Source organism: Nocardia alba NBRC 108234 (assembly GCF_001612665.1).
In the GTDB taxonomy this organism is placed as follows: domain Bacteria; phylum Actinomycetota; class Actinomycetes; order Mycobacteriales; family Mycobacteriaceae; genus Nocardia; species Nocardia alba.
In genome coordinates this window covers 828,218-849,561 of the sequence record NZ_BDAX01000002.1, presented here as the reverse complement: position 1 = coordinate 849,561, position 21,344 = coordinate 828,218, and the positions used below count along the sequence as shown (strand labels likewise).

Genomic DNA, 21,344 nt, shown 5'->3' with positions numbered 1-21,344 from the left:
TGTAACACGCGGTAGCGTCAACCCTTGTATGGTACTGCCGGTACCACTAAACTGGGCAGTGGAACCGCACCGAGGAGACACCGATGACGCTGTCCAGCTACCACGAGGTCCTGCAGAGCCTGTCCGAAGGCTCGGTGACCAAACGCTTCGATCCCTATGTCGACATCGACTGGGACTCGCCCGAGTTCGCCGTGCACTCCGACGACCCACGCTGGATCATGCCCGACGAGGACCCGCTCGGCCGCCACCCCTGGTACAAGGCGCAGCCGGTCGAACGGCAGATCGCGATGGGCATGTGGCGCCAGGCCGGTATCGCCAAGGTCGGCATCGACTTCGAGCAGCTGCTGATCCGCGGGCTGATGCAGTACCTGATCTCGGTGCCCAACGGTGACCCGGAGTTCCGCTACGTCACCCACGAGGCCGCCGAAGAGTGCAACCACACGATGATGTTCCAGGAGATGATCAATCGCATCGGCTATCGCGATGTGATCGGCATGGGCAGCATCGATCGCACGCTGACGATGATCATCTGGCCCGCGGTGAAATACTTCCCCGAACTGTTCTTCACCCTGATCCTCGGTGGCGAGGAGCCGATCGACCACCTGCAGAAGTCGCTGCTGCGCGGTGGTGCCGACCTGCATCCTATGGTGGCACGGGTGATGCAGATCCATGTGGCCGAGGAAGCCCGCCACATCTCCTTCGCGCACGAATACCTCCACCGCGCCGTGCCGTCGATGCATCCGATCTCGAAATCGGTGCTGTCGGTGGCGTTCCCGATCGCGATGCGGGTGATGTTGTCGATGATCGCGACACCGCCCCGGCAATTCGTCGACAAGTTCGACATCCCGGCCGAGGTGATGCGGGAGGCGTACTGGGCGAGTCCCGGTTCGCGGCACATCAAGCGGGACGTCTTCACCGATGTCCGCGCGCTGGTGACCGATATCGGTCTGATGAATCCGGTCGCCCACCGCGTGTGGCAGCTGCTCGGCATCGACGGACCCGCCTCGCGCTACCGCAGCGAACCCGCGCGCAGGGTCGCATGAGGGCCGAAAGCTGGTCCGCTCCCACGCGAGCACTGCTCCCGGACGAAGATCCGTTCTTCGTGCCGCGACCCGGGTTCGAGCGTCTCACCGAGGGCACGATCCTGCGTTGGCGGCCGGTGGAACTGGCCGCGTTCGGCGTGATCGGGATGAAGGTGCGGGCCTGGCAGTTGCTGTATCGCACCACCGATCTCAACGGTGTGCCCGAGGCGTCCGTCACCACCGTGGTGGCGCCGATGGGCGGTGTCGCGCCCGGCGCCCCCCTGCTGTCGTTCCAGTGCGCGATCGACGCCATCGCGCCGCGGGCATTCCCGTCCTACGCGTTGCGCCGCGGCTCCCGCGCGGTCGGCACCTTCGTCCACGTCGAGTTGCTGTGCTTCGCCGATGCGCTGGCCAGGGGCTGGGCGATCTCGATCCCGGATCACGAAGGCATGCTCGGCGCGTGGGGCGCACCGCGTGAACCGGGCTACCGCGCACTCGACGGCATTCGCGCGGCACTGGCGTTCGAGCCCGGCGGGCTCGATCCGTCGGCGCAAGTCGGGCTGTGGGGGTACTCCGGCGGCGGCTTGGCCACGGCGTGGGCCGCGGAGATGGCGCCCACCTACGCGCCCGAACTCGACATCGTCGGCGCCGTGCTCGGCTCCCCGGTGGGCGATCTGGTCTCGACCTTCCATCGACTCAACGGCGGCCTGCACGCGGGCCTGCCGACGCTCGTCGTCGCCGCGCTGCGCCGGGTGTATCCGGCGTTCGAAGAACTGGTCGTGACCCATTTCAGCGACGAGGGTCGTGCGTTGCTCGACAAAGCCGCGGAGTCGACGACCGGCGCCGCGGTCCTGCGGCTGGCCCGCTACAACGTCGACCGGCACAGTGGCACCCCCATCGCCGAGTTGCTCGCGATGGAGGCGATGCTGGCCGTCTTCGCCGACCTCACGCTGGGGGACCGCGCGCCCGCGGTGCCGCTGTTGGTGGTGCAAGCCGTGCACGATCAGATCATCGCGGTGGCCGATATCGACGCGCTCGTGCGGCGCTACCGCGAGCAGGGCGCGCACGTGACCTACCTGCGTGATCGGGCGAGCGAGCACCTTTCGCTGCTGCCGCTGTCCACGCCGCTGAGCCTGAACTGGCTCGCCGACCGATTCGCGGGCGTGGCGGTGACACCGTCGGACACGCGCACGGTGCGCAGCGTGCTCGCGCTGCCCGCGGGGTGCCGGGGGCTCGGTGCCCTTGTGTCGGCTGTACTCCGGGTCCTGTTCGGGCGACCGATCAGGGCCTCGGTGACCGGTCACAGCAGCGAACGTCCGGCGCGCACGACACATCGCGCAGCCTGAAACAACAAAGTGGGTCTGCCGACCGGCAGGAACAGGTGAGATGAGGGGTTTACCGATGGGGATCGTTGCCGAGCTGCCGCGCGCGCTGCGCAATGTGTGGTCGGTGTCGTTCGGCGGTGGACTCGAGTCCTACTGCCCCGCACCGTCGTCGACGGTGTACGACGGCGCGCACCGGCACTTGAAACGCTACGACCGCACCACGTCCGCGAAGGGCAATCCGGTGCTGTTGGTGCCGCCCCTCGCGGTGACCATCGCGTGCTTCGACCTGCGGCCGGGGCAGAGCCTGGTTCGCTATCTGCTCGACCGGGGCAGGCAGCCCTACGTCATCGACTACGGCGAATTCGGTTACGCCGATCGTGCTCTCGGCCTCGAGGACTGGATCGACGACATCCTGCCCGAGGCGATCTCGCGGGTATCGGAGGAACACGACGGCCGTGGCGTCGATATCATCGGCTGGTCGCTGGGCGGCGTGCTCGCTCTGCTGACAGCGGCGGCCCACGCCGACCTGCCGATCGCCTCCATCACCTGCCTGGCCGCCCCGATCGACCAGGCCCAGACCGCGTTCCTGCTGCCGCTGCGCCTGGTCGCCAAGGTCACCGGTGGTCGCGAGATGGCCGTGGCGACCAAGGCGATGGGCGGCATCCCGCGGGAATTCGTACGTCTGGGTTTCCGGATCCAGGCCTTCGATCGCGAGCTCGCCAAGCCGATGTTCTTGGCGCGCAACGCCTTCGACACCGAGGCGCTGGCCAGAATGGAGGCCACCGACCGCTTCATGGCCACCATGCCCGGCTATCCGGGCCGCTCGTACTGGCAGATCTACCGCAGTCTGGTGCTGCGCAACGAATTGGCGAGCGGGTCGATCCGATTGCGGTCGGACCTGGTGATCGAGTTGTCGAAGGTCACCTGCCGGGTGCTGCTGGCGGGCAGCCCCAGCGACGTGGTGGTGCCCGCGGCCTCGGTGCGTCGCGGTCTCGACGTCCTGCCCAACGCCGCCGAGGTGGCGTTCGTCGAGGTCAGCGGCGGACACCTCGGACTGGTCAGCGCCGCCGACACCACCTGGCCCGCGATCGAGGAGTTCCTCGGCCACTGACCACCGCGGCAGAATTTCTGTCGCGCGACCAAACCGCGGGCTGACGCGGTCCGAACCTCTCTTCATGCCCCACGTTCACCGTGGGGTGACCCCGCACTCGAGCGAGTGCATACGGTAGACGAGAGGTTCGCGCTGGTGAGAAGAACACGTCGATCGATCCGTACGGCAGCGGTAGGCGCTGCGCTGGTGAGCACGCTGGCCTGCACCGCGCTGGCGTTGCCGGCCGGTGTCGCTGTCGCCGAGACGGCCGGGGTGGTCTCGGCCGTCGACATCGACAGCAGACGTCAACTGGTGACCGTCTTCTCGCCCGCGATGGACAAGCCGATCCCGGTGCAGGTGATCCGAGCGGCCGATACCGAGCACCCGCGGCCGACGATGTATCTGCTCAACGGTTCGCAGGGCGGCCCGAACGAGAGCGGCTGGGACGCGCAGACCGACGCGGTGAGCTTCTTGCGCGACAAGGACGTCAACGTCGTGACCCCGGTCGGCGGCGCCAGCTCCTACTACACCGACTGGGTGCGCGACGACGCGGCGCTCGGCCGCAACAAATGGCAGACATTCCTCAACGAGGAACTGCCGTCGGTGATCGAGGGATACCTGCGCGCCGATGGCAACCGCACCGTGGTCGGTGTGTCGATGAGCGGCACCTCGGTGCTGAACCTGGCGATCGCCAAGCCCGGTTTCTGGAACAGCGTGGCGTCCTACAGCGGTTGTGCGCAGACCTCGGACCCCATAGGCCAGGAATTCGTGCGGATCACGGTCGAGAACTGGGGTGGTGGGCAGAGCATCGAGAACATGTGGGGACCGCGCAACGGCCCCCTGTGGCGCGCCAATGACCCGCTCGTCAACGCGGAAGGACTGCGCGGCACCGAGGTCTATCTGAGCACCGGTACCGGAATCCCCGGCGCGCCCCACGACACACCGGCCGACAAGCGTGTCCAGGAGGGCCGGATCCCGCTTCCGGTCCAGATCGCCTTCGGCGGCCCCATCGAGGCGGCCGTGCATTTCTGCACCGTGAACCTCGCGAATCGGCTGCGCGAGTTGAACATTCCGGTCACCCTGGACGAACGTCCGGTCGGTACGCACTCCTGGGGATACTGGGAGGACGACCTTCGCTCGTCGTGGCCTTTCCTGGCGCGCTCGGTGGGCAGCCGGACCAACTGACTCGGCCGAGCCGGAGCCCGATGACCTGATCCGAGGCCATCGGGCTCCCGGCGTGCCGGTTCTCAGGACTTCGTGGCCACTACCAGCACATTCTTGCCGAACAGCTTGCCGGTGACAGCTTGCAGGAGCTTGCTGAGCGGGAACACGACTCGGTCGTAGAGCTTCAGCGCTCGGGTGTTGATCGTGCCGTCGTCGCTACCGGCGAACTTGTAGGCCAAGGTGGCGAAGAAGCCGATCGGGTCGCAGTAGCGCGACTCCACGATCTCCAGACCCGCGTTGCGGAGAATGCGATTGAGTTGAGTCCGGCGATAACGCCGGTAGTGTCCGACTTTCGTATCCATCGAGGTGAACAGCAGCTCGAGCGCGGGCACATAGATCACCAGCGTCCCGCCGGGCCGCAGCAGCGAGGCCAGGTGTTCGGAGGCCTCCTGATCGTTCTTGATGTGTTCGAACACGTTGAAAGAATAAATAAGGCTGTACATGTCGGATTCGGATGGCTCGGCGTCGTAATCGACGACCTTGTAGCCTTTCGACAGCAGCAACTTCTGCAGTTCGGTGTCGGGTTCGAGACAATCCGGAATTATCCGGCGCTCGGCCAGCATATCGGCGTAGGTACCTCTACCGGCACCGAAGTCGAGTATGCGTAGGTCCGGTGACGTGACGTATTCGTCTACACAGTCGATCAGAAATCTGTTGTAGTTGACCGCTTCGGTCATCGCCTCCAGGTTGTCACACCCCGTGTATGCGAATTCGCTGCTGGTCACGCGTAGTCCCCTCAATTCATCGATGGACGGCATCGCGGCCAGCGTAGTCCGACCGCATTGCGGTGCTACGACATCGACGAATTCGCCTCCCGTCCGGGGGCCGGATCAGGGGCCGGTTCAGCTACCGAACCGGGCGACGGCGGTGATCGAAAGTACTGGTAGAGCGTTCGGCGCACCGGGTGCGATGCTCGCATCCGGTGCGCTGAAACCGAGAATATGTCCGTCGAGCTGCCGTCAATCCGGCTGATCGAACGGGCGGCGAGCGGTCATGGTGGTGAGTTTCACCGGTCCCGACCAACCGCAGGGTGACTCGCACATGCCCGTCACCATCGCGGATGTCGATCCGTCGCTGTAATAGACGGTGTGCGTGCTGGCCCGCGATGGATACCCGCACGAGGGGCATTTCCCGAAGTAATTGAGTACCTCGTGAACCCCGGACGCCGAGACCGGTTTCGGCGTCCACGGCGCTGCGTCTGCCTGGGTGGCTGCACTGTCGCGCATTTCCGTACTTCCCGATCGTCGCGACGGCAGCAGGTCCGCCGCCGCGTCAATTCGAGACAACAGCCTTTCAGTAGTGCTTGGGTCCCGGCGTGCACGGGCTCGCCGAACCGACGGCGGGGGCCAGTTCGCAGAGGGTGTCCGTCACGATGAAAATCGGAGTGACGACGAGCAGGACGAGCGTTCCGATGATGTCACCGCGTCCGGCCAGTTCCACGGCCGAGCTGGCGGCGGCCGAGCCGGAGTCCACTGCCGACGAGCCGGTCGCGGCTGCCGCCGTCCCCGCCGCGGTTCCGACGAGACCGGCTACCGCGACCGAGGCCGCGGCGATACGAAGGGTGTTACGCATTTTGTGCTCCTTGCTGGGGGAGTGCGAACTCCCCGGAAAAAAATGGGTTCGTGCCGAACTTCGCCGAGCGTCAGCGCGGTGGCTGGCTCATGTCGCGGTTCATCGTCGGGATCTCGATGCTGATCGGCATGCGCAGTTCGGCCAGGTAGATCAGCGCGGCCTTGCGCAGGAATTCGTCGAGGAGCCAGTAGGGATCCTCGAGCGGCGGGACGATGCTGAGCGCGCCCTCGCGCACGGCGATGAACGGACCCCACGCGAACTGGAGCAGCGGATCCCAGACCGGTTCCCGCGGAATCGAGAGCCCGTCGGCGGTCTTGTCGCCGAGCAGGAACCGAGTGAACGCGCCGAGAATCGGCTTGCTCAGAATCGACAGATCGATATTCGCGCCCAGGCTCAGGAGCCGGTCGGCCAGCTTGGCGCCTTCCGGGGTCGCCGCGATGATGGGATCGAGTACCTGCGCCGCCTGGGAATTGGCGTCGGGCCAGGACTTGGGGATGTATTCGTCACGGACGCCGAGCAGGTGACCGGCGACCTGCCAGGAATGCAGGAAGGCTTCCGATTCGTGTGTCGGGATCGGCACCTTCCAGTTGTTGAGGTGCTTCATCACCGTCGTCGGCAGGCTGTGCCAGGTGACCATGATGTCGTTCTGGCTGATCGGGATGTCCTCCTCGGCGGAGTGCACCCAGTGCGGGGATTGCGGCAGCAGATGGCGCACCGCCGCGTGCACCAGTCGAGTCTTGACGCAGGTGACGATCATTTCCCCGTCCGCGGCATAGGCATTCGAGCTGCCGATGTCGTAGCCGAGCTTCGCGGTTTTGGTAATACGGTCCTTGAGGTCGTGGCCGCCCTTGGAGTAATAGACGGCCTTCGCCTCCTTCGGGATGACGGTGCTCATCATGCCGCTGGCGAATCCGTACAGGACTCCGAGATACAGGCCGCGCTTCTTGTTGAACGAGATCGCGGTATCCAACTTGCCCGGGTCGGTCCACTGCGGCAGTCGGCGGGCGTATTCCATGAAGTCGCGCAACTCCGCGGGCAGGCCGGCGGGCAGTGCCTGACCGTTCCTGGTCCAGGTCCGCAACAGTTCGTTGACCTTGGGGACCTCGCCGCGATCGATCAGTCCGGCGACCAGCTGGTCGGCTTCGGGATCCCATACCGTCATCGGGTCGAGACCGGAGCCGGAGCCGGCCACCGATCCTTCGGGTGACCAGGTCCACGGTTCAGCCCGCGCCGTCGCAGCCAACCCGAGGGTGCCGGCAACGCCGAGCATTCCGCCGGCCTTCAGCGCATTGCGCCTGTTGAGTCTATCCATGACTTTACTCCTCATTGAGCACGATCAGACTCCTAGGCCGTGGCGAGAGCACTCACTTCGCTTCACCGGATCGGCCTAGAATAGTGAGTAACTTAACAGGGGGAGGGGCGCCGTGTCCACGTAACGCGGATGGACACCACCCGGTAGGGTGGGCTCGGGTGGTGTGACGCTGTACGGAGGTCTCATCAGGTGGCTATGACCTGCATGGACATCACATCTGACCGGACGTGCGCGGAGCTCGCGGGTGGTTGAACAGGCCACCAGCTCCTGAGGTGCGGTTTTGATGGGGTGATTGGTAACTTAGCTGCATGCCGCGCCGCGGAATCGGGTCGTCGGCGCCGAGTGCCCGGCGGTGACTGCCGTCGTCTCCGGCCGATGCCGGAGGGCGACGCTACCGTATAGGGGCGTGTACTCGCCGGGATTCGAGCCCGGACGTTCCTGCCGCACGGCCGATCTGTCGGAGGGCTGTGATCGAACCTCGGGCGCAATGCCGGAATGAGAGAATTGTCCTTAACATAGAGCTCGATGCGTGACAATCCGCCTCGCCGCGAGGGTTCTGAGCTGCCCTTACCGAAATTGCGAGAATCATGGTTAACTTATCTGATCTGTCGCCGACCGTCGGCGAGAGGGCGTGAGGAGAACCAAAGATGTCCGCAGTCATCGTCGACGTGCTTCGACCATCGTTTGGCCGGAGAGGGTCCGGCGGGGGACCGTCGCGGGTGCGTCCGGCTACCGTGTTCTCCGGCGTGCTCGGTGAGTCGGCTGATCGTCGCCGCGCGCTGATCGTGGTGCCGGCCGGCGCGGGATCGGCGCGGCGATGACGGATCGACGTTGTGCCCTGATCACCGGCGGCTCGCGCGGGATCGGCGCGGAGGTCGCGCGCCGCCTCGCCGAACTCGGTTACGACCTCACGCTCGCCGCCCGTGACAAGGCGGTCCTCGACGATGCCGCCGGCGAGCTGCGCGACGACCACGGCGTCGACGTGGTGCCCGTGGTCGCGAACATGAACGATCCTGAACAGTTGCAGCAGCTCGCCGACACCCACGCCGACCGGTTCGGTCGCCTCGACGTCCTGGTGCACTGCGCCGGTACCGGCACCGCCGGTCCGGTGGCGACGATGAGCTCGTCGAGTTACCACCGCATGTTCGATATCAACGTTCGTGGCCCCCTCACTCTCGTGCAGCACTGTCTGCCGTTGCTGCGTGAGACGGCGAAGGGCAACCCCGGCGTCGGCGCGAAGATCGTCGCGCTGGCATCGATCACCGGTGTCGCGGGAGAGCCGGGGCTGGCCGCCTACGGGGCGTCGAAAGCCGCGCTGGTGTCGCTCTGCGAAACCATTTCGCTGGAGGAATCCGCGAACGGCGTCAGCGCGACAGCTATCTCGCCCGGCTACGTCGATACCGATATGACGGCGTGGAAACGCGACGAGCTCGACCGCGCGGCGATGCTCACCACCGGTGACATCGCGGAACTGGTGCTGGCCATCACGCGTCTGTCCGCGAACGCGGTCGTCCCCAATATCGTCGTATCCCGGGCGGGGGGTCAGTTGTGGCGAGCGTGATCGGCTGCTCATCGCCTACCGGGTCCGAGGCCGCGAGCGCGGCGCGATGACCGTGACGCGCGGCGAGGCGGGAAACGCGCACTTCGTCACCCGCGCGGATCGCGGCGCCGCCCGTGCGCGGCGCCGCGAGGTCGTCATCGGCGCCGCGCGTGACGTCTTCGTCGATCACGGTTTCCACGGCGCCAGCATGGAAGAGATCAGCATCAGGGCCCAGGTGAGCAAACCGGTGCTCTACAACCACTTCACGGGCAAGGTGGACCTGTATTCCACTGTGCTGCAACGCTATCTGGACCGCATGGTGGGCGGTATCCGGGACGCGCTCCGGACGACTACCGGGTCCGAGAACACGGTGCGGCGCATGGTGGCGGCCTATTTCGACTTCGTCGACGAAGACAACGGTGCCGGATACACGCTCGTCTTCGACACTCCGGTTCCGAGTGAGCCGAGCGTCGAGGCCCGGGTACGGCGGGCGATGACCGAATGCGCCGCACTGGTCGGTGCCGAACTCGACGCGGCGGGGATGGACCCCTATCACGCCCGGGCCTGCGCATTCGGTCTCGTCGGTGCCAGCCACCTGGCGGCTCGCTACTGGTTCGACGCCGGTCGTCCGATTCCCAAGATCGACGCGGTCGACACCACCGTGGCCCTGTTCTGGACAGGGCTGTCCGGAATCGGCTAGCGCACCGGTGGGCCGCGCGGTTGCTAAGTGTCGGTGCCGCGCAAAGAAGTCCGACGCCGGTGCCTGGCGCGTTCCAACGCGGTCATTCCGCCCCAGATGCCGTGTGTCTCACCGGCCTCGATCGCATAGGCGCGGCAATGGGTGAGTACCGGGCAGGCTCGGCAGATCGTCTTGGCGTGCAGAACCTGGGTGCGGACCGATCCGAGATGTTCCTCGGCGCTCGGAAAGAACAGTTCCTGCTCCATCTGCCTGCATCGGGCGGTCAACTGCCAGTCCCACGCCGCGGCGGTCGGCTCGGGGAGAACGACACGCGCGCTGCGATCAGGTCGTCGAATATCAGCAGCCATCGGGTTCTCCTGGTGATCGTTCGTTGTCGACGAAGGCCGAACGCGGTACATCCGGTGTGCCTCATCGATATCTAGAATGGACGTTAACTTAACAGTTGGAGGGGTAGATTGCCAGGGCTGGTGGATGGTGCCGGATGAACGAATGCGCGGTCGGCATTCTCCTTTTGTGCCCAGCCCGCAATGGCGGCAAATTGTCGAGAATCGACGGTGACGCCCGAACGGCCCGGGGTCAGTGCGGAATTTCGTCGATCAATCGACGTGCGCCCTGGCGCAGCAGGTTCGACCCGATGAAGAATCCCAAGGCCTCGGGATCGTCGTCGACGCCCCAGTCCTGGGCGTCGAGCCATCGTGATCCGTCCGGGGAGAAGACGCTGCCCCGCAGCATGATCCGACTGCCGGGGGCGTCGGTCGCCAGGCCCGCGATCGGTGAGTTGCAGTGTCCTTGCAGGGCGTGCAGCATCGCTCGTTCGGCGGTGGCCTGGCGGCGGGTGCCCGGATCGTCCAACTGGGCGGTGAGCCGGCGCACCTCGTCGTCGTCCTCGCGACACTGCAGCACGATGATGCCGGCGCCGATCGGTGGGCACATGTGCTCGATCGTGAGGGTCTCGGTGATCCGGTGCTGCAGGCCGACCCGTCGAAGGCCCGATACCGCGGCGACGATCGCGTCGAAATGCCCCTCGTCGAGGCGAGCCAGTCTGGTGTTGACGTTGCCGCGCAACGGCTGAATGTCGAGGTGCGGGTGACGGATTCGCAGTTGCGCCGTTCGGCGGACGGAACTCGTGCCGACGGTCGCGCCGACAGGAAGATCGGACAGTGCGGCACCGCTGCGGCTGATCACGGCATCACGCACATCTTCGCGGGCCATATAGGCGGCGAAGGTCAAACCCGGTGGAATGGGGACATCGCCGGGAATATCCTTCAAGCAGTGCACCGCCAGATCGGCTTCGCCGGCGAGCAACGCACCGTCGATTTCCTTGACGAACGCGCCCTTGCCACCGAGCGCGGCCAGGTCGCCCATCCACCGGTCACCAGCCGTCGTGAGTTTGATCAGCTCGGTGGCGGCGCCGAGCCGACCGAGTCCCGCGGCCACCTGCTCGGCCTGATGAACTGCCATCGGGCTCGAGCGTGTCGATATCCGAATCCTGCGTGAACTGGGCATTGTGACCCTTGCTCTTCGTCGCCGTATCGCACAGGCGAGATGGATAGTATTTTTTCGTTACAGTCCGCGTGACGGCCAGTGGGCCGAATACGGCTCGGTGCGCGAGTTCTTCTGGGTGTGGAATGCGGGCTTCGGTGGTGCCGGCGTAATGGTCACGTCAATGGCGTTGATCGGTGGCGAGGAATGGTAGAGCGAATCGATCTGCGCGGCGTAGTTCTGCTCGATCGACCGGCGCCGAAGGCTGGATTTGGGAGTAACTTCTGCGCTGCCGAGTCGCCAGACATGGTCGAGCAATATGAATCGCCGGACCTGTTCGGGTCCCGATACCGTGGAATTCACGGCGCGAACCGCCTCGGACACCGCTTCGCGAACCCCGGGTCGCTGACAGAGGACCTCGAGCGCCGCCGGCTCGACCTGCGCCAGGCGGGCATCGGCGGCGATGGCCTCCTCGTCCAGCGTGATCAGCGCGGTCAGGTAGGGCCGCTGCTCGCCGACAACGATCACATGGCCGATCAGGAAGGACGCGGCGGCGATGGCGTTCTCGATGATGGCGGGCGAGATGTTGTCACCCTCATCGGTGATGATCATCTCGCTCTTGCGCCCCACGATGCGCAATCCGCCTTCGGTATCGATCTCGCCCAGGTCCCCGGTCCGCAACCAGCCCTCGGCATCGATGGCCCGGTAGGTGGCCGACGGGTCCCGGTGGTAGCCGCGCATGACGGCCGGTCCGCGCACGAAGATCTCGCCATCGATACCGAGTCGCATGTCGATGCCGGCTACCGGCGTTCCGACCGAACTCGTCGAGACCGTGGCCGACGAGGTGGTGGTGCAGACGCCGGTGGCCTCGGTGAGCCCCCAGACCTGGGTCAGCGCAATGCCGAACGCCGGAAAGAACTGTGCCGCGTCCTCGGACAGTGGTGCGGCACCCGACACCGCGAAACGCACGGCGTCCAGGCCCGCTGCCCGCAGCACCCGCCGCAGCACCAACCGATCGGCCAACCGGTACCGAAGCCGCAGCCACGGCCCGGGCGTGGCGCCTTCGCTGCGCATGTTCGCGCAGCGCTGTCCGACGGCCAGCGCCCACCGGCCGACCCTGCGGACCCGGGCGCTCGGCGCAGTCTCGATGCCACGCTCGATCGCGGATCGGGTCTTCTGCCACACCTGCGGAACCCCGAACACGATCGTCGGGCGCGTGTCCGACATCGCCTCCGCCAACCTCGTGGGATCGTGCAGTGTCGTGACCGCGACGCCGCGGACCATCGCGCCGTAGTGGGCGGTGACCCGGTCCGCGATATGGGCGGCGGGCAGGTACGACAGAATCCGATCTCGCGGACCCACGGGGAGATGGTCGGCTAGCCCGACCAATTGGGCCAGGATGTTGGCATGCGACAACTCCACCCCCTTCGGTGAGCCGGTCGTCCCCGAGGTGTAGCTGATGGTCGCGAGATCGTCGGGCCGGACATCGCGCCACACCGACTCGAAAAGGTGTGCCTGCGTTCTCATTCCGGCGAGCCGGTCCAGCGAGAGCGTTCCGCGGATCGGATCGTCGATACAGATGACGACCTCGAACGTCACCCCGGCTTGCCGGAGAACGGGCAGGAACCGGCTCTCGGTGACGATGATCCGGTTCTGGGCGTTGGCACACACCTCGGCGATCTGCTGGGGAGCCATCGTGTTGTAGATCGAGAAGGGCGTGGCGCCGACATGCAGGGCGGCGGTATCGACCAGGTGGAATTCCGGTCTGTTCGCCAACATCAGGCCGATCGTCTCACCCTTTTCGACCGACAACTCGAGCAGACCGCACGCGATGTCACGCACCGCGTCGCCGTATCGACGCCAGGAGAGCCGCGTCGTTCGGTCGTGGCTGCGCAACGCTGTCGCGTCCCCACCCAGCGCCACCGTCGCCTGGAATGCCTCGGGCAGGGTGACGACGAATTCGCCGCAGCGATGGGGGAAAGCGACGGAGGATCCGGCCCGATGCAACTCTCGCCTCATCACAGGTGGCTCAGATGAGGCTCTTGCCCTGTGATCGACGCTCACGCATGTCGTCGAGGTAGCGCTCGAAGGGCTTTGCTCGCCAAGCGTCCGGCAACACCTCGAGCAGTCGGCCCGTCGTGCGCATCACGATCTCGAACACGCGCTGCCTGCGCGGACTCCACCGCAGGCCCATCTCGTCGCGGAACCGCTGGGGCAGAAACCCGGTGGTGAAGAAGCGATTCACCGGGCCGAACGCCACGCGTACGCCTCGACTCCATGCCGCCAGCCCGACCACGTAGGTGAGCAGGTAGGTGCGGACTTCGTCGTCGAAGGACAGTTCACCGACCATCGAGTCCCAGTACCGCTCGAAGGCCGCGCGGTCGGCGGGCCACAGCTCGGCCGGCATCTGCAGCGTTGTCCCGAACCTGGCGGCATCGCGATACATCTGTTCGGCATCCTGCTCGTTCATGCCGCCGTAGAGCAGGTCCATCGTGTCGACGACACCTCGGTACAGGCAGCCGGCCACCCACAGTTGCAGCTGAGGGTCGAAGGCGTTGTACCGAACAGGGCTCTGCGGTCCCGAGCGCACCTGCCGGTGCGCGGTGCCCACCGCGGCACGGTAGGCGGCCTGGTCCTCGTCGGTTCCGATCATCGCCACCGCGAGGTAGGTGAGCGTGGTTCGGCCGCGCTTGGCCGGACGCGTGGCGTAGCTGCCCGATTCGACGACGCTCTCCACCACGCCGCGACCCACCGGCGGCAGGCTCAGCTGCATGATCACGTTCGCCGGGCCGCCGAGCAGGGCGCCGACGCCGTTGAGGTAGCGGTGCCTGCGCGCGATGTCGTCCGAGACGTCCTGCGGCCGACCAGCCCTCGCTGCACGGGTCATGACCGACCTCCGGTTCGAAAGGATGAGAGATTCACGGACTCATGTTCTCATTCGGGCCCGGGCTTCCACAATGCTTTCCCGGTACTTTCGACCGCAATAAGTTACTAATGGTTCCGACTAGGGATACGATCGCCATCGGCTGTCGGTGCGTAGGTTCCGATCGGCTGTCCCGAGTACTCGAATCCTTCGGAGGTGTCCATGTCGGCGATCCCGAGCATGCCTGCAGCCCTGGTCAGAACGGTGGCTGACGGCCTGTCCGCCGTCGGCGTGCTGCGTAGAAGCGGCGCGATCGAACTCCAGCACCCGGCGGAGTTGGTGCGCACGGCAAGGGACGCGGCGGTGCTCGGTCCGGTGGTCACCGCGTTCGCGCACGCTGCGCGCAGTGACGGCGCTGCCACCGCCATCGTCGACGAGCAGGGGTCGTTGACCTTCGCGGAGCTCGACAGCCTGTCGAACGCGGTGGCCAACGGCCTTGTCGCGCGGGGGATCGCGAGTGACACCGTGCTGGCCGCGCTGTGTCGCGACCATCGGGGGATGGTGTTGTCGCTTCTCGCGGCGGGCAAGCTGGGTGCGCGTATCGTGCTGCTCAATACGGGAATGGCTGGCCCGCAGCTCGTTTCGGTGGCGGAACGCGAAAACGTGGGTGCGGTCCTGCTCGACGCCGAGTTCGTCGACCGCTTCGGCGAATTGGCCGATAAGTTACCAATGATTCTGACCTCGAACGACGGCTGGGTGAACCACGGACGACCCACTCTGGACGATGTTCGAGCGGGTCGAACCACTCGCCCGCCGAAGGCTCCTACCCGGCCCGGCGGGATCGTGGTACTCACCAGCGGCACTACCGGCACACCCAAGGGTGCGCCGCGAGGCAAGGTTTCGCCCCTGCAATCGGCGCAGTTCCTCGACCGGATCCCCTTGCCGAAGGCGAGTGCGACCGTGCTCGCGGCGCCGGCGTTTCACGGCACCGGTCTGTCACAGCTGATTCTGGGCTGGGCGCTGGGCAACGCGATCGTCTTGCAGCAGCGCAAGTTCGACCCGCGTCGCACGCTGGCCGATATCGAACACCATCGCGCGGGCACGCTGGTGCTGGTGCCGACGATGCTGCAGCGCATCGTCGATCTGGGGGAACCCGTGCTGGCCGAATACGACACGTCCTCGCTGAAGGTGATCTTCGCGGCCGGATCCTCTATTTCGCCCGACCTGAGCAGGCGTACCGCGCGGGCGTTCGGTGAGGTGCTCTACAACCTGTACGCCTCGACGGAGGTGGCGGTGGCGGCCGTCGCCACGCCGTCCGATATGCGGGAAGCGCCGGGCACCGTCGGTCGCCCACCCGTGGGCTGCCGGGTCGCGATCTATGACGACCAGCGCCGTCGGGTCACCGAGCCGGGTGTTGTCGGCACCATCTTCGTCGCCAGCGCACTGAGTTTCGGCGGTTACACCGACGGTACGGGTAAGGAGACTGTCGACGGCATGCAGTCCAGCGGCGATATCGGCCATTTCGACGCGGCGGGAAGGCTGTTCATCGACGGTCGAGACGACGACATGATCATCTCCGGCGGGGAGAACGTCTTTCCGCTCGAGGTCGAGAACCTGCTCGTGGAGCGACCCGACATCCTCGAGGCGGCGGTCGTGGGGGTGGAAGATCCCGACTTCGGCAAACGCCTGCGCGCGTTCGTTGTGCTCGCACCGGATGCGTCCTGCGACGCGCAACAGATCAAGGACTATGTCAAAGCGACCCTCGCGCGCCACAAAGTTCCACGGGATGTGGTGTTCGTCGACGAGTTGCCGCGCAATGCCACGGGCAAACTGCTGCGTCGCAAGCTCGGGAGCGCCGATCCGCGGTGAGGTCAGGTCGCGGGCGCGGTGGTGGCCGGTCACGGCGGGGTCGGTGACTCCCGAGCCGTGGCGATGTCGCCGGCCAGTGAGGCGACCGCGCCGATCACCTGGTCGGTCAGTTCTCGATCGAGCCCCGCTGCGGTGAGTGCGTCGGTGAGATGGCCTGCGACCAGGCCGAAATGGCCCGCGGTGATGCCGCGTCCTCGGTGAACGGTTCGCATCGAGGCGCCGACGTATGGCGTGGGTCCGCCGAGCAGCGCGGCGAAGAACTCGACCTGTCGGCCCTTCATGCGGGTGAGGTCGGTGCCGGCGAAGAACGGTGACAGCCGCTCATCGGCGAGGATGCGCAGGTACAGGTCGTCGACGACTGTCTCCAGGGCAGCGTGACCGCCGATCCGCTGATAGAGCGGCGGGACTTCGCGCGATGCGTCGCCATCGTCGTCGGACGCAGGCGCGCTGCGTCGATTCGATCCGTCCATGGTGGTCGTCCTCGTTTCGCGCGACGTCACCGACGGTGGAGTCGACGACGACTGCCGGAATGCCCGGCGGCAATGAATTGTCAGTAACTTAACTCCAGCGCCGCCTCCTGTCTCGGGATTGAAGTAGTCCGCTCGAAGGGTCTCGTACTGCGGCCGGTTTGCTGGTGGCCGGTCGATCCTCAGCTCAGCGGGTCTGATCGATGCCGCTACCAGCGCGGGGATCGCGCTGCGGTGTTGCGAAGCGACCGACTTTCGATGCCGAACGATCCCACGCCTGCTGGAATAGGCATTAACATAAACTTGTGCTGGCACCTCCCGCGTGGGAGACTGCTTGCCAGCTATCGCCGCCTAGAGGCGACGTTGAACGCAGTGAGGAAGTCAAAGATGACTACCGACTATTCAACCGGAATCGACTCCGCGCGGCCCCGTGTGGCCACGGCGGAGGCTGCCATCAGAGTCCGGGCGCTCGCCGACGAGCTGGTCTCCCGAATGCTCGAGAGCATGGCGACGCACGATCGTGGCGCCATGGCCGCCGTTGACGTGCTACCGAGCTCCGCGCTGGTGCCCCGTTCGCCCCGTGGGCGCGGCGAGGCCGTTCGGCATCGCACCGCCGGGTCGCCGCGGGCGCGAACCGAGGTGCCGAGTGAACTGATCAATCGTGCGATAGATGAGGGCTTCACCACGAGTTTGGAACTGATCGCCTCGAGTGTGGTCGGTACCGAAGACCAGAAGCTTACAGTCGTGCGCCAACTGGCCACCGAAATGCTGGACAGCGTGACGGCGGCGATCTCGCTCGCGTACACCGACCATTTCGAGGCCGAGGTCGTCGAGGATCAGCGGACCAGGAACGCCTTGGCGGTGGCGCTGCTCGGCGGGCAGGACACGTCGACGGTGACGCGGTGCAGCGGCATCGAGGTCGCCGAGAGTTACGCCGTGCTGGCACTACATTTTCCGCCCCGCGACGACGGCATGTCCGACACCTTTGTCACCCAGATGGATGTCCGTCGGATGATTCGGACTATCCGGGCAACCCTGGATTCGCATTGGTCGGTACGTTCGTTGTCGCGACTCGATGCGCGCGGTGGTGTCGTACTCATCCCGTCGGCGGAGGCGAGGGACCTCGACGGGATGTTGGCTGCGCTCTCCGCGGTAGCCGGCGTGGCCATGACCGCGGTCTGCGCGGAGGCGCCGCCGGCGAAAATTCCGGAAACCGTTGATCAGCTGTGCGAACTCCTGGATCTCGCGCAAAGAATGCGGCGCCCACCCGGCCTGTTCCGTTTCGCGGATCTGGCAGTGGAATATCAGCTGACCAGGCCGTCGCCGGTGCGCCGTCACCTCGACGCGATTCTGAATCCACTCGATGAGCATCCGATTCTGATGGAAACTCTGTGCACGCACCTCGAGAACAACCTGAACCGTCGCCGAACCGCACGCCAGCTCAACGTTCACATGAACACCATCGACTACCGTCTGAAAGGCATCCGAAAATTGACGGGATTCGACCCTTCGTCGGCCGATGGACTCTGGTATCTGCAGTCGGCACTGGTCGTGCGTAAAGCGAACTACCAGGAGAATTAGCGACGTCCGCGCCGCTGTGAGCGCTGTGTCGATACCGAAGTGAGCGAGTGCTCACTTCGGTATTTCGCTGCCGTGACGTAGTCGCTCGAAGTGGCGGCTACATGGGCTCTCTCAGTACTCGGGGTCGTCGTCGCGGCAGTCCCGAGCGACCATCGCCGACCGCAACTGCCACAGGTCCGACGCTCGCGCCGGATTGAGCCCGGTGAGCCTGGCGATTCGGCGAAGTCGATAGTCGACGGTGTTGGTATGGATATTCATGACCCGAGCGGTCTGCGCCCGGTTCAAGTTGTTGGAGATGTGTACCCGCAGTGTTCTGCGCAATTCCGGATGCTCGTCCAGCGGCGCCAACAACTCGCCGAGTCGGGACAGTCCGTGTCCCGGCCGTGAAAGCTGGTATTCCAGTGCCAGTTGACCGAATCGATAGAGACCGGGTGCGCATTCGAGTCGCTCCACGACATCGAGAATCTCGTGGGCGGTTTTCGCCGCTGACGCGACATCGGCGGCGGATGCGGACACCACCGCCGCGACGAGCTCGACCTGCGCGGCCGCCGCCAGCGCGGCGACCAGTGCATCGAGGTCGTGCTCGGCCACCGCCTCGGCCGGGATGAGCACGGTCCCGCCGTCGACGGACAGCCGTGCCAAGGCCTTGCCGTCGCTGCGCTGGCTGAGGGCTTTCCGCAACCTGCGCAGGTAGTGCAGGGCGATCCCCGCGTCCGGGTGCACGCGTATCGCGATGGCGAGCACCGAGTACGTGTCCGCGACAGGGATGCCGCATTTGCGGGCCGGCGAGGATGTCCACTGGCCGGCCAGGAGGGCGGAGGTGAGCGTTCGCTCGGCGTCCTGTCCCGATGTCACACCGCCGTGCTCGCCGATGTAGGCGTGAGCGACTGTGGTGCAGAGCTGATCGTTGATCGTCATGGCGATCCGGAATCCGTCGATCAGAGTTTCGCGAGTGCAATCCTGATATTGGTCGAACAATTGGCCGACAATGATCCGTACGCCTTCATGGAAGCCGTGCAGCACCGGATCGATGGGCACGCCTTCGCGCGCCCATTCCACGGCGATATTCGCGAGTTCGCCGAGTTCGTGTGCGATGTCGCGTCCCTCGAGCATTGCCTGCGCTATCTCGAGGGATGTTCGGGTGATCGCTGCGAGGTTCGTCGCCATCGGTGTGCCGGGCGAAATATCGCAGGTCGCTACCTCGTCGATGAAATGGCTGACGAGTTGATCGGTCAACGCTGCCACGTCGTGCAACGTCGGCCGCCATTCGCCATTATCGGATGGGATTGTCACTGTGGTGCCCCTTTCCACGCCGACCAGACGTCGGGGCGGGGAGCTGCTCTGCTCGTCGCAGCACCGTTCGACTCAGCGGGGTGTTATCGGTCGGTATGGCCCGATGCCATTGTCATTGTGGCGTTGACGCTTTCCCGGGTCCGCACGAGCGAACCGGCTTCGTCGACGGCCGCTCGTGCGGTGCATCATGTTCCGAACCAATGATGCGGAAGGAACAGTAACATGGGGCGCCAATGATGCTCTATTGTGTTGATACACAGTCGAATTGTGTCATTTGGGTGCCAAAGTAGTTGCTGAATTACTGGGACCGCGCATACCGCTGCCGAAATGGCCGACGTATTCGATCCTGGTCGACAACGAGACCGGCGGTGGTCTTCTCGGCTCGGCTGCCGAGGAGACCACCGCCGGAATTCGGAGCGGAATCGACGTGACTCAGCTGGTGAGCGTCAAGCCCGTCGAGCCGTACAGTTTGCGCAGTTCGGGCTTGACCACCTTGCCACCCGCGTTACGCGGCAGCGCGTCGACCACCACGAGGTCCTTCGGGTGCTTGTAGCGGGCGAGATGGGTGTTGAGGTGCGGTTCGAGGTCGGCGAGACTGATGTCGTCGGCGTCCTCCACGGCGACGACCGCGACCGGGACCTCGCCCCATTTCTCGTCGACGCGGCCGATCACCGCGGCCTCTCTGATTCGCGGGTGCGCGAACAGCACGTTCTCCACCTCGGCGCAGTAGATGTTCTCACCGCCGGAGATGATCATGTCCTTCTTGCGGTCGACGACGTAGACGAAGCCCTCCTCGTCGACGCGGACGAGGTCACCGGAGTGGAACCAGCCGCCCGCGAACGAGTCCGCGGTCGCGCGTGGGTTGTTCCAGTACTCGCGCATCAAAGTCGGTCCACGATAGACGATTTCGCCGATCTCGCCCTGGGCGACGTCGTTCATCTCGTCATCGACCACGCGGGTGGCGATGGTCGGGATCGGCTTGCCGACGGAACCGAGCTTGCGGATCGCGTCCTCGCCGTCGAGCACGCAGGTGATCGGCGACATCTCGGTCTGCCCGAAGACCGCCACATTGAGCGCGTTCGGGAAGGTCTCGGCCATGGCCCGCAGCACGGTGTCGGAAGCCGGAGCCGCGCCCCAGCTGATCACCCGCAGTCGCAGATCACGCTGTGCGACAGTCGGATCGGCGCACACCACCTGCCACTGGGCGGGCACGAGGAACACCGAGGTCGCGCGCTCTGCCTCCCAGGCATCGAGCACTTCGCCCGCGTCGAAGGCCTTGAGCGGATGGATCACCGTCAACGCCCCGAGGACGAAACACGAAGCAACGCTGCCCAATCCGGCGATGTGGAACAGCGGTGACGCGCAGAAGGCGATGTCGTCGGCGCTGTAGCGCATCGCGCGGATGCAGGTGAGGGCCTGCGAACTCATGTTCAGGTGGGTCAGGACAGCGCCCTTGGGGTTTCCGGTCGTGCCGGAGGTGTACATGATCAGCGCGGCGGTGTCCTCGGCGATATCGCGCGGCGTGTGCGGTTCGCCGTTCTCCGCGATGAGGTCCTCGTAACCGAGAACACCGTCGTCGGTCGGTGCGCCGACCACGATACGGGTACGCAGGTCGGGGGACTGGGCGGCGACGGCCGCGGCGAGCGGGGCCAGCACCGCGTCGGTGATGATCACCGCGGAGCCGCTGTCGGCGACCAGGAAGGCGAGTTCGGTCGGCGTGAGCCGGAAGTTCACCGGCACCGCGATAGCACCGAGTGTGTTGATCGCGAACACCGACTCGAGGTACTCGGTGTTGTTGAGCATCAGGATCATCACGCGGTCGCCCGGCTGGACACCGCGGCGTTCGAGTGCGTCGGCCAACCGCCCTACCCGCCAGTGCAGTTCGCCCCAGGTGGTGGTCTTGCCGAGGTAACGCACGGCGGGCGAGTCCGGGATGGTGGTGGCATGGATCGCCACCTGGTTCATCCAGTGATTGCGGCGCGAGCGCAGGGGTTCTGTGGACAT

Annotated in this window: 18 protein-coding genes; 8 read left to right on the top strand and 10 right to left on the bottom strand. The window is 65.7% G+C overall.

Translation table 11 applies throughout. The features are described 5' to 3' along the window. Positions 1–83: 83 nt before the first annotated feature. The 4 genes from NA12_RS05530 (at position 84) to NA12_RS05515 (ending at position 4,622) form a co-directional block, all read left to right on the top strand. A complete protein-coding gene (locus NA12_RS05530) occupies positions 84–1,043 on the top strand; it encodes an AurF N-oxygenase family protein (protein ID WP_067446704.1) in 960 nt (319 codons plus the stop codon). Continuing rightward, on the top strand, positions 1,040–2,368 hold the full coding sequence (locus NA12_RS05525; RefSeq protein WP_067446702.1) for a lipase family protein: 1,329 nt from the start codon (positions 1,040–1,042) through the stop codon (positions 2,366–2,368). Before NA12_RS05530 ends, NA12_RS05525 begins: the two co-directional genes overlap by 4 nt. Before the next feature lie 55 nt (positions 2,369–2,423). Further along, on the top strand, positions 2,424–3,458 hold the full coding sequence (locus tag NA12_RS05520; protein ID WP_067446701.1) for an alpha/beta fold hydrolase: 1,035 nt from the start codon (positions 2,424–2,426) through the stop codon (positions 3,456–3,458). A gap of 135 nt (positions 3,459–3,593) precedes the next feature. Then, positions 3,594–4,622, top strand: a complete 1,029-nt coding sequence (locus tag NA12_RS05515; protein ID WP_084472462.1) for an alpha/beta hydrolase — start codon at positions 3,594–3,596, stop codon at positions 4,620–4,622. A gap of 62 nt (positions 4,623–4,684) precedes the next feature. Here the strand turns inward: NA12_RS05515 and NA12_RS05510 are convergent, their stop codons facing one another. The 3 genes from NA12_RS05510 to NA12_RS05500 all read right to left on the bottom strand — a co-directional run bounded on the left by NA12_RS05510 (position 4,685) and on the right by NA12_RS05500 (position 7,545). After that, positions 4,685–5,338, bottom strand: a complete 654-nt coding sequence (locus tag NA12_RS05510; protein ID WP_165914811.1) for a class I SAM-dependent methyltransferase — start codon at positions 5,336–5,338, stop codon at positions 4,685–4,687. Positions 5,339–5,954: 616 nt separating this feature from the next. Continuing rightward, a complete protein-coding gene (locus NA12_RS05505) occupies positions 5,955–6,233 on the bottom strand; it encodes a hypothetical protein (protein ID WP_067446697.1) in 279 nt (92 codons plus the stop codon). Between the two features lie 70 nt (positions 6,234–6,303). Next, positions 6,304–7,545 carry an oxygenase MpaB family protein gene (locus tag NA12_RS05500; protein ID WP_067446695.1) on the bottom strand — a complete coding sequence of 414 codons (1,242 nt, stop codon included), beginning with the start codon at positions 7,543–7,545 and terminating at the stop codon, positions 6,304–6,306. An 817-nt stretch (positions 7,546–8,362) separates the two neighbouring features. On the opposite strand from NA12_RS05500, the gene NA12_RS05495 reads away from it, so the two are divergent. Both NA12_RS05495 and NA12_RS05490 read left to right on the top strand, forming a co-directional pair. Continuing rightward, on the top strand, positions 8,363–9,106 hold the full coding sequence (locus NA12_RS05495; RefSeq protein ID WP_067446693.1) for an SDR family NAD(P)-dependent oxidoreductase: 744 nt from the start codon (positions 8,363–8,365) through the stop codon (positions 9,104–9,106). A gap of 46 nt (positions 9,107–9,152) precedes the next feature. Continuing rightward, the gene (locus NA12_RS05490; RefSeq protein ID WP_067446690.1) at positions 9,153–9,785 is read left to right on the top strand and encodes a TetR/AcrR family transcriptional regulator; all 633 of its coding nucleotides are present in this window, start codon (positions 9,153–9,155) and stop codon (positions 9,783–9,785) included. Positions 9,786–9,808: 23 nt separating this feature from the next. Here the strand turns inward: NA12_RS05490 and NA12_RS05485 are convergent, their stop codons facing one another. The 4 genes from NA12_RS05485 to NA12_RS05470 all read right to left on the bottom strand — a co-directional run bounded on the left by NA12_RS05485 (position 9,809) and on the right by NA12_RS05470 (position 14,154). After that, entirely contained in the window at positions 9,809–10,132 is a 324-nt protein-coding gene (locus tag NA12_RS05485; RefSeq protein WP_067447536.1) for a WhiB family transcriptional regulator, read from the bottom strand. Positions 10,133–10,361: 229 nt separating this feature from the next. Then, a complete protein-coding gene (hemC, locus tag NA12_RS05480; RefSeq protein WP_067446688.1) occupies positions 10,362–11,291 on the bottom strand; it encodes a hydroxymethylbilane synthase in 930 nt (309 codons plus the stop codon). Positions 11,292–11,348: 57 nt separating this feature from the next. Beyond that, positions 11,349–13,286, bottom strand: a complete 1,938-nt coding sequence (locus NA12_RS05475) for an AMP-dependent synthetase/ligase (protein ID WP_067446686.1) — start codon at positions 13,284–13,286, stop codon at positions 11,349–11,351. 10 nt (positions 13,287–13,296) lie between these two features. Beyond that, the gene (locus tag NA12_RS05470) at positions 13,297–14,154 is read right to left on the bottom strand and encodes an oxygenase MpaB family protein (RefSeq protein WP_067446684.1); all 858 of its coding nucleotides are present in this window, start codon (positions 14,152–14,154) and stop codon (positions 13,297–13,299) included. A 216-nt stretch (positions 14,155–14,370) separates the two neighbouring features. Here NA12_RS05470 and NA12_RS05465 point away from each other — a divergent pair, with 216 nt between their 5' ends. After that, positions 14,371–15,999 carry an acyl-CoA synthetase gene (locus NA12_RS05465; RefSeq protein WP_207905601.1) on the top strand — a complete coding sequence of 543 codons (1,629 nt, stop codon included), beginning with the start codon at positions 14,371–14,373 and terminating at the stop codon, positions 15,997–15,999. 29 nt (positions 16,000–16,028) lie between these two features. On the opposite strand, the gene NA12_RS05460 is transcribed toward NA12_RS05465, so the two are convergent. After that, entirely contained in the window at positions 16,029–16,469 is a 441-nt protein-coding gene (locus NA12_RS05460; RefSeq protein ID WP_084472369.1) for a group I truncated hemoglobin, read from the bottom strand. Between the two features lie 255 nt (positions 16,470–16,724). Here NA12_RS05460 and NA12_RS05455 point away from each other — a divergent pair, with 255 nt between their 5' ends. Next, positions 16,725–18,047, top strand: a complete 1,323-nt coding sequence (locus NA12_RS05455) for a PucR family transcriptional regulator (RefSeq protein WP_132369875.1) — start codon at positions 16,725–16,727, stop codon at positions 18,045–18,047. Between the two features lie 111 nt (positions 18,048–18,158). On the opposite strand, the gene NA12_RS05450 is transcribed toward NA12_RS05455, so the two are convergent. Further along, positions 18,159–19,292, bottom strand: coding sequence for a PucR family transcriptional regulator (locus NA12_RS05450; RefSeq protein ID WP_243654919.1), 1,134 nt, complete (start codon positions 19,290–19,292; stop codon positions 18,159–18,161). Positions 19,293–19,772: 480 nt separating this feature from the next. Further along, positions 19,773–21,344: a fatty-acid--CoA ligase FadD5 gene (fadD5, locus tag NA12_RS05445; protein WP_067446677.1), complete on the bottom strand. Its 1,572-nt coding sequence runs from the start codon at positions 21,342–21,344 to the stop codon at positions 19,773–19,775.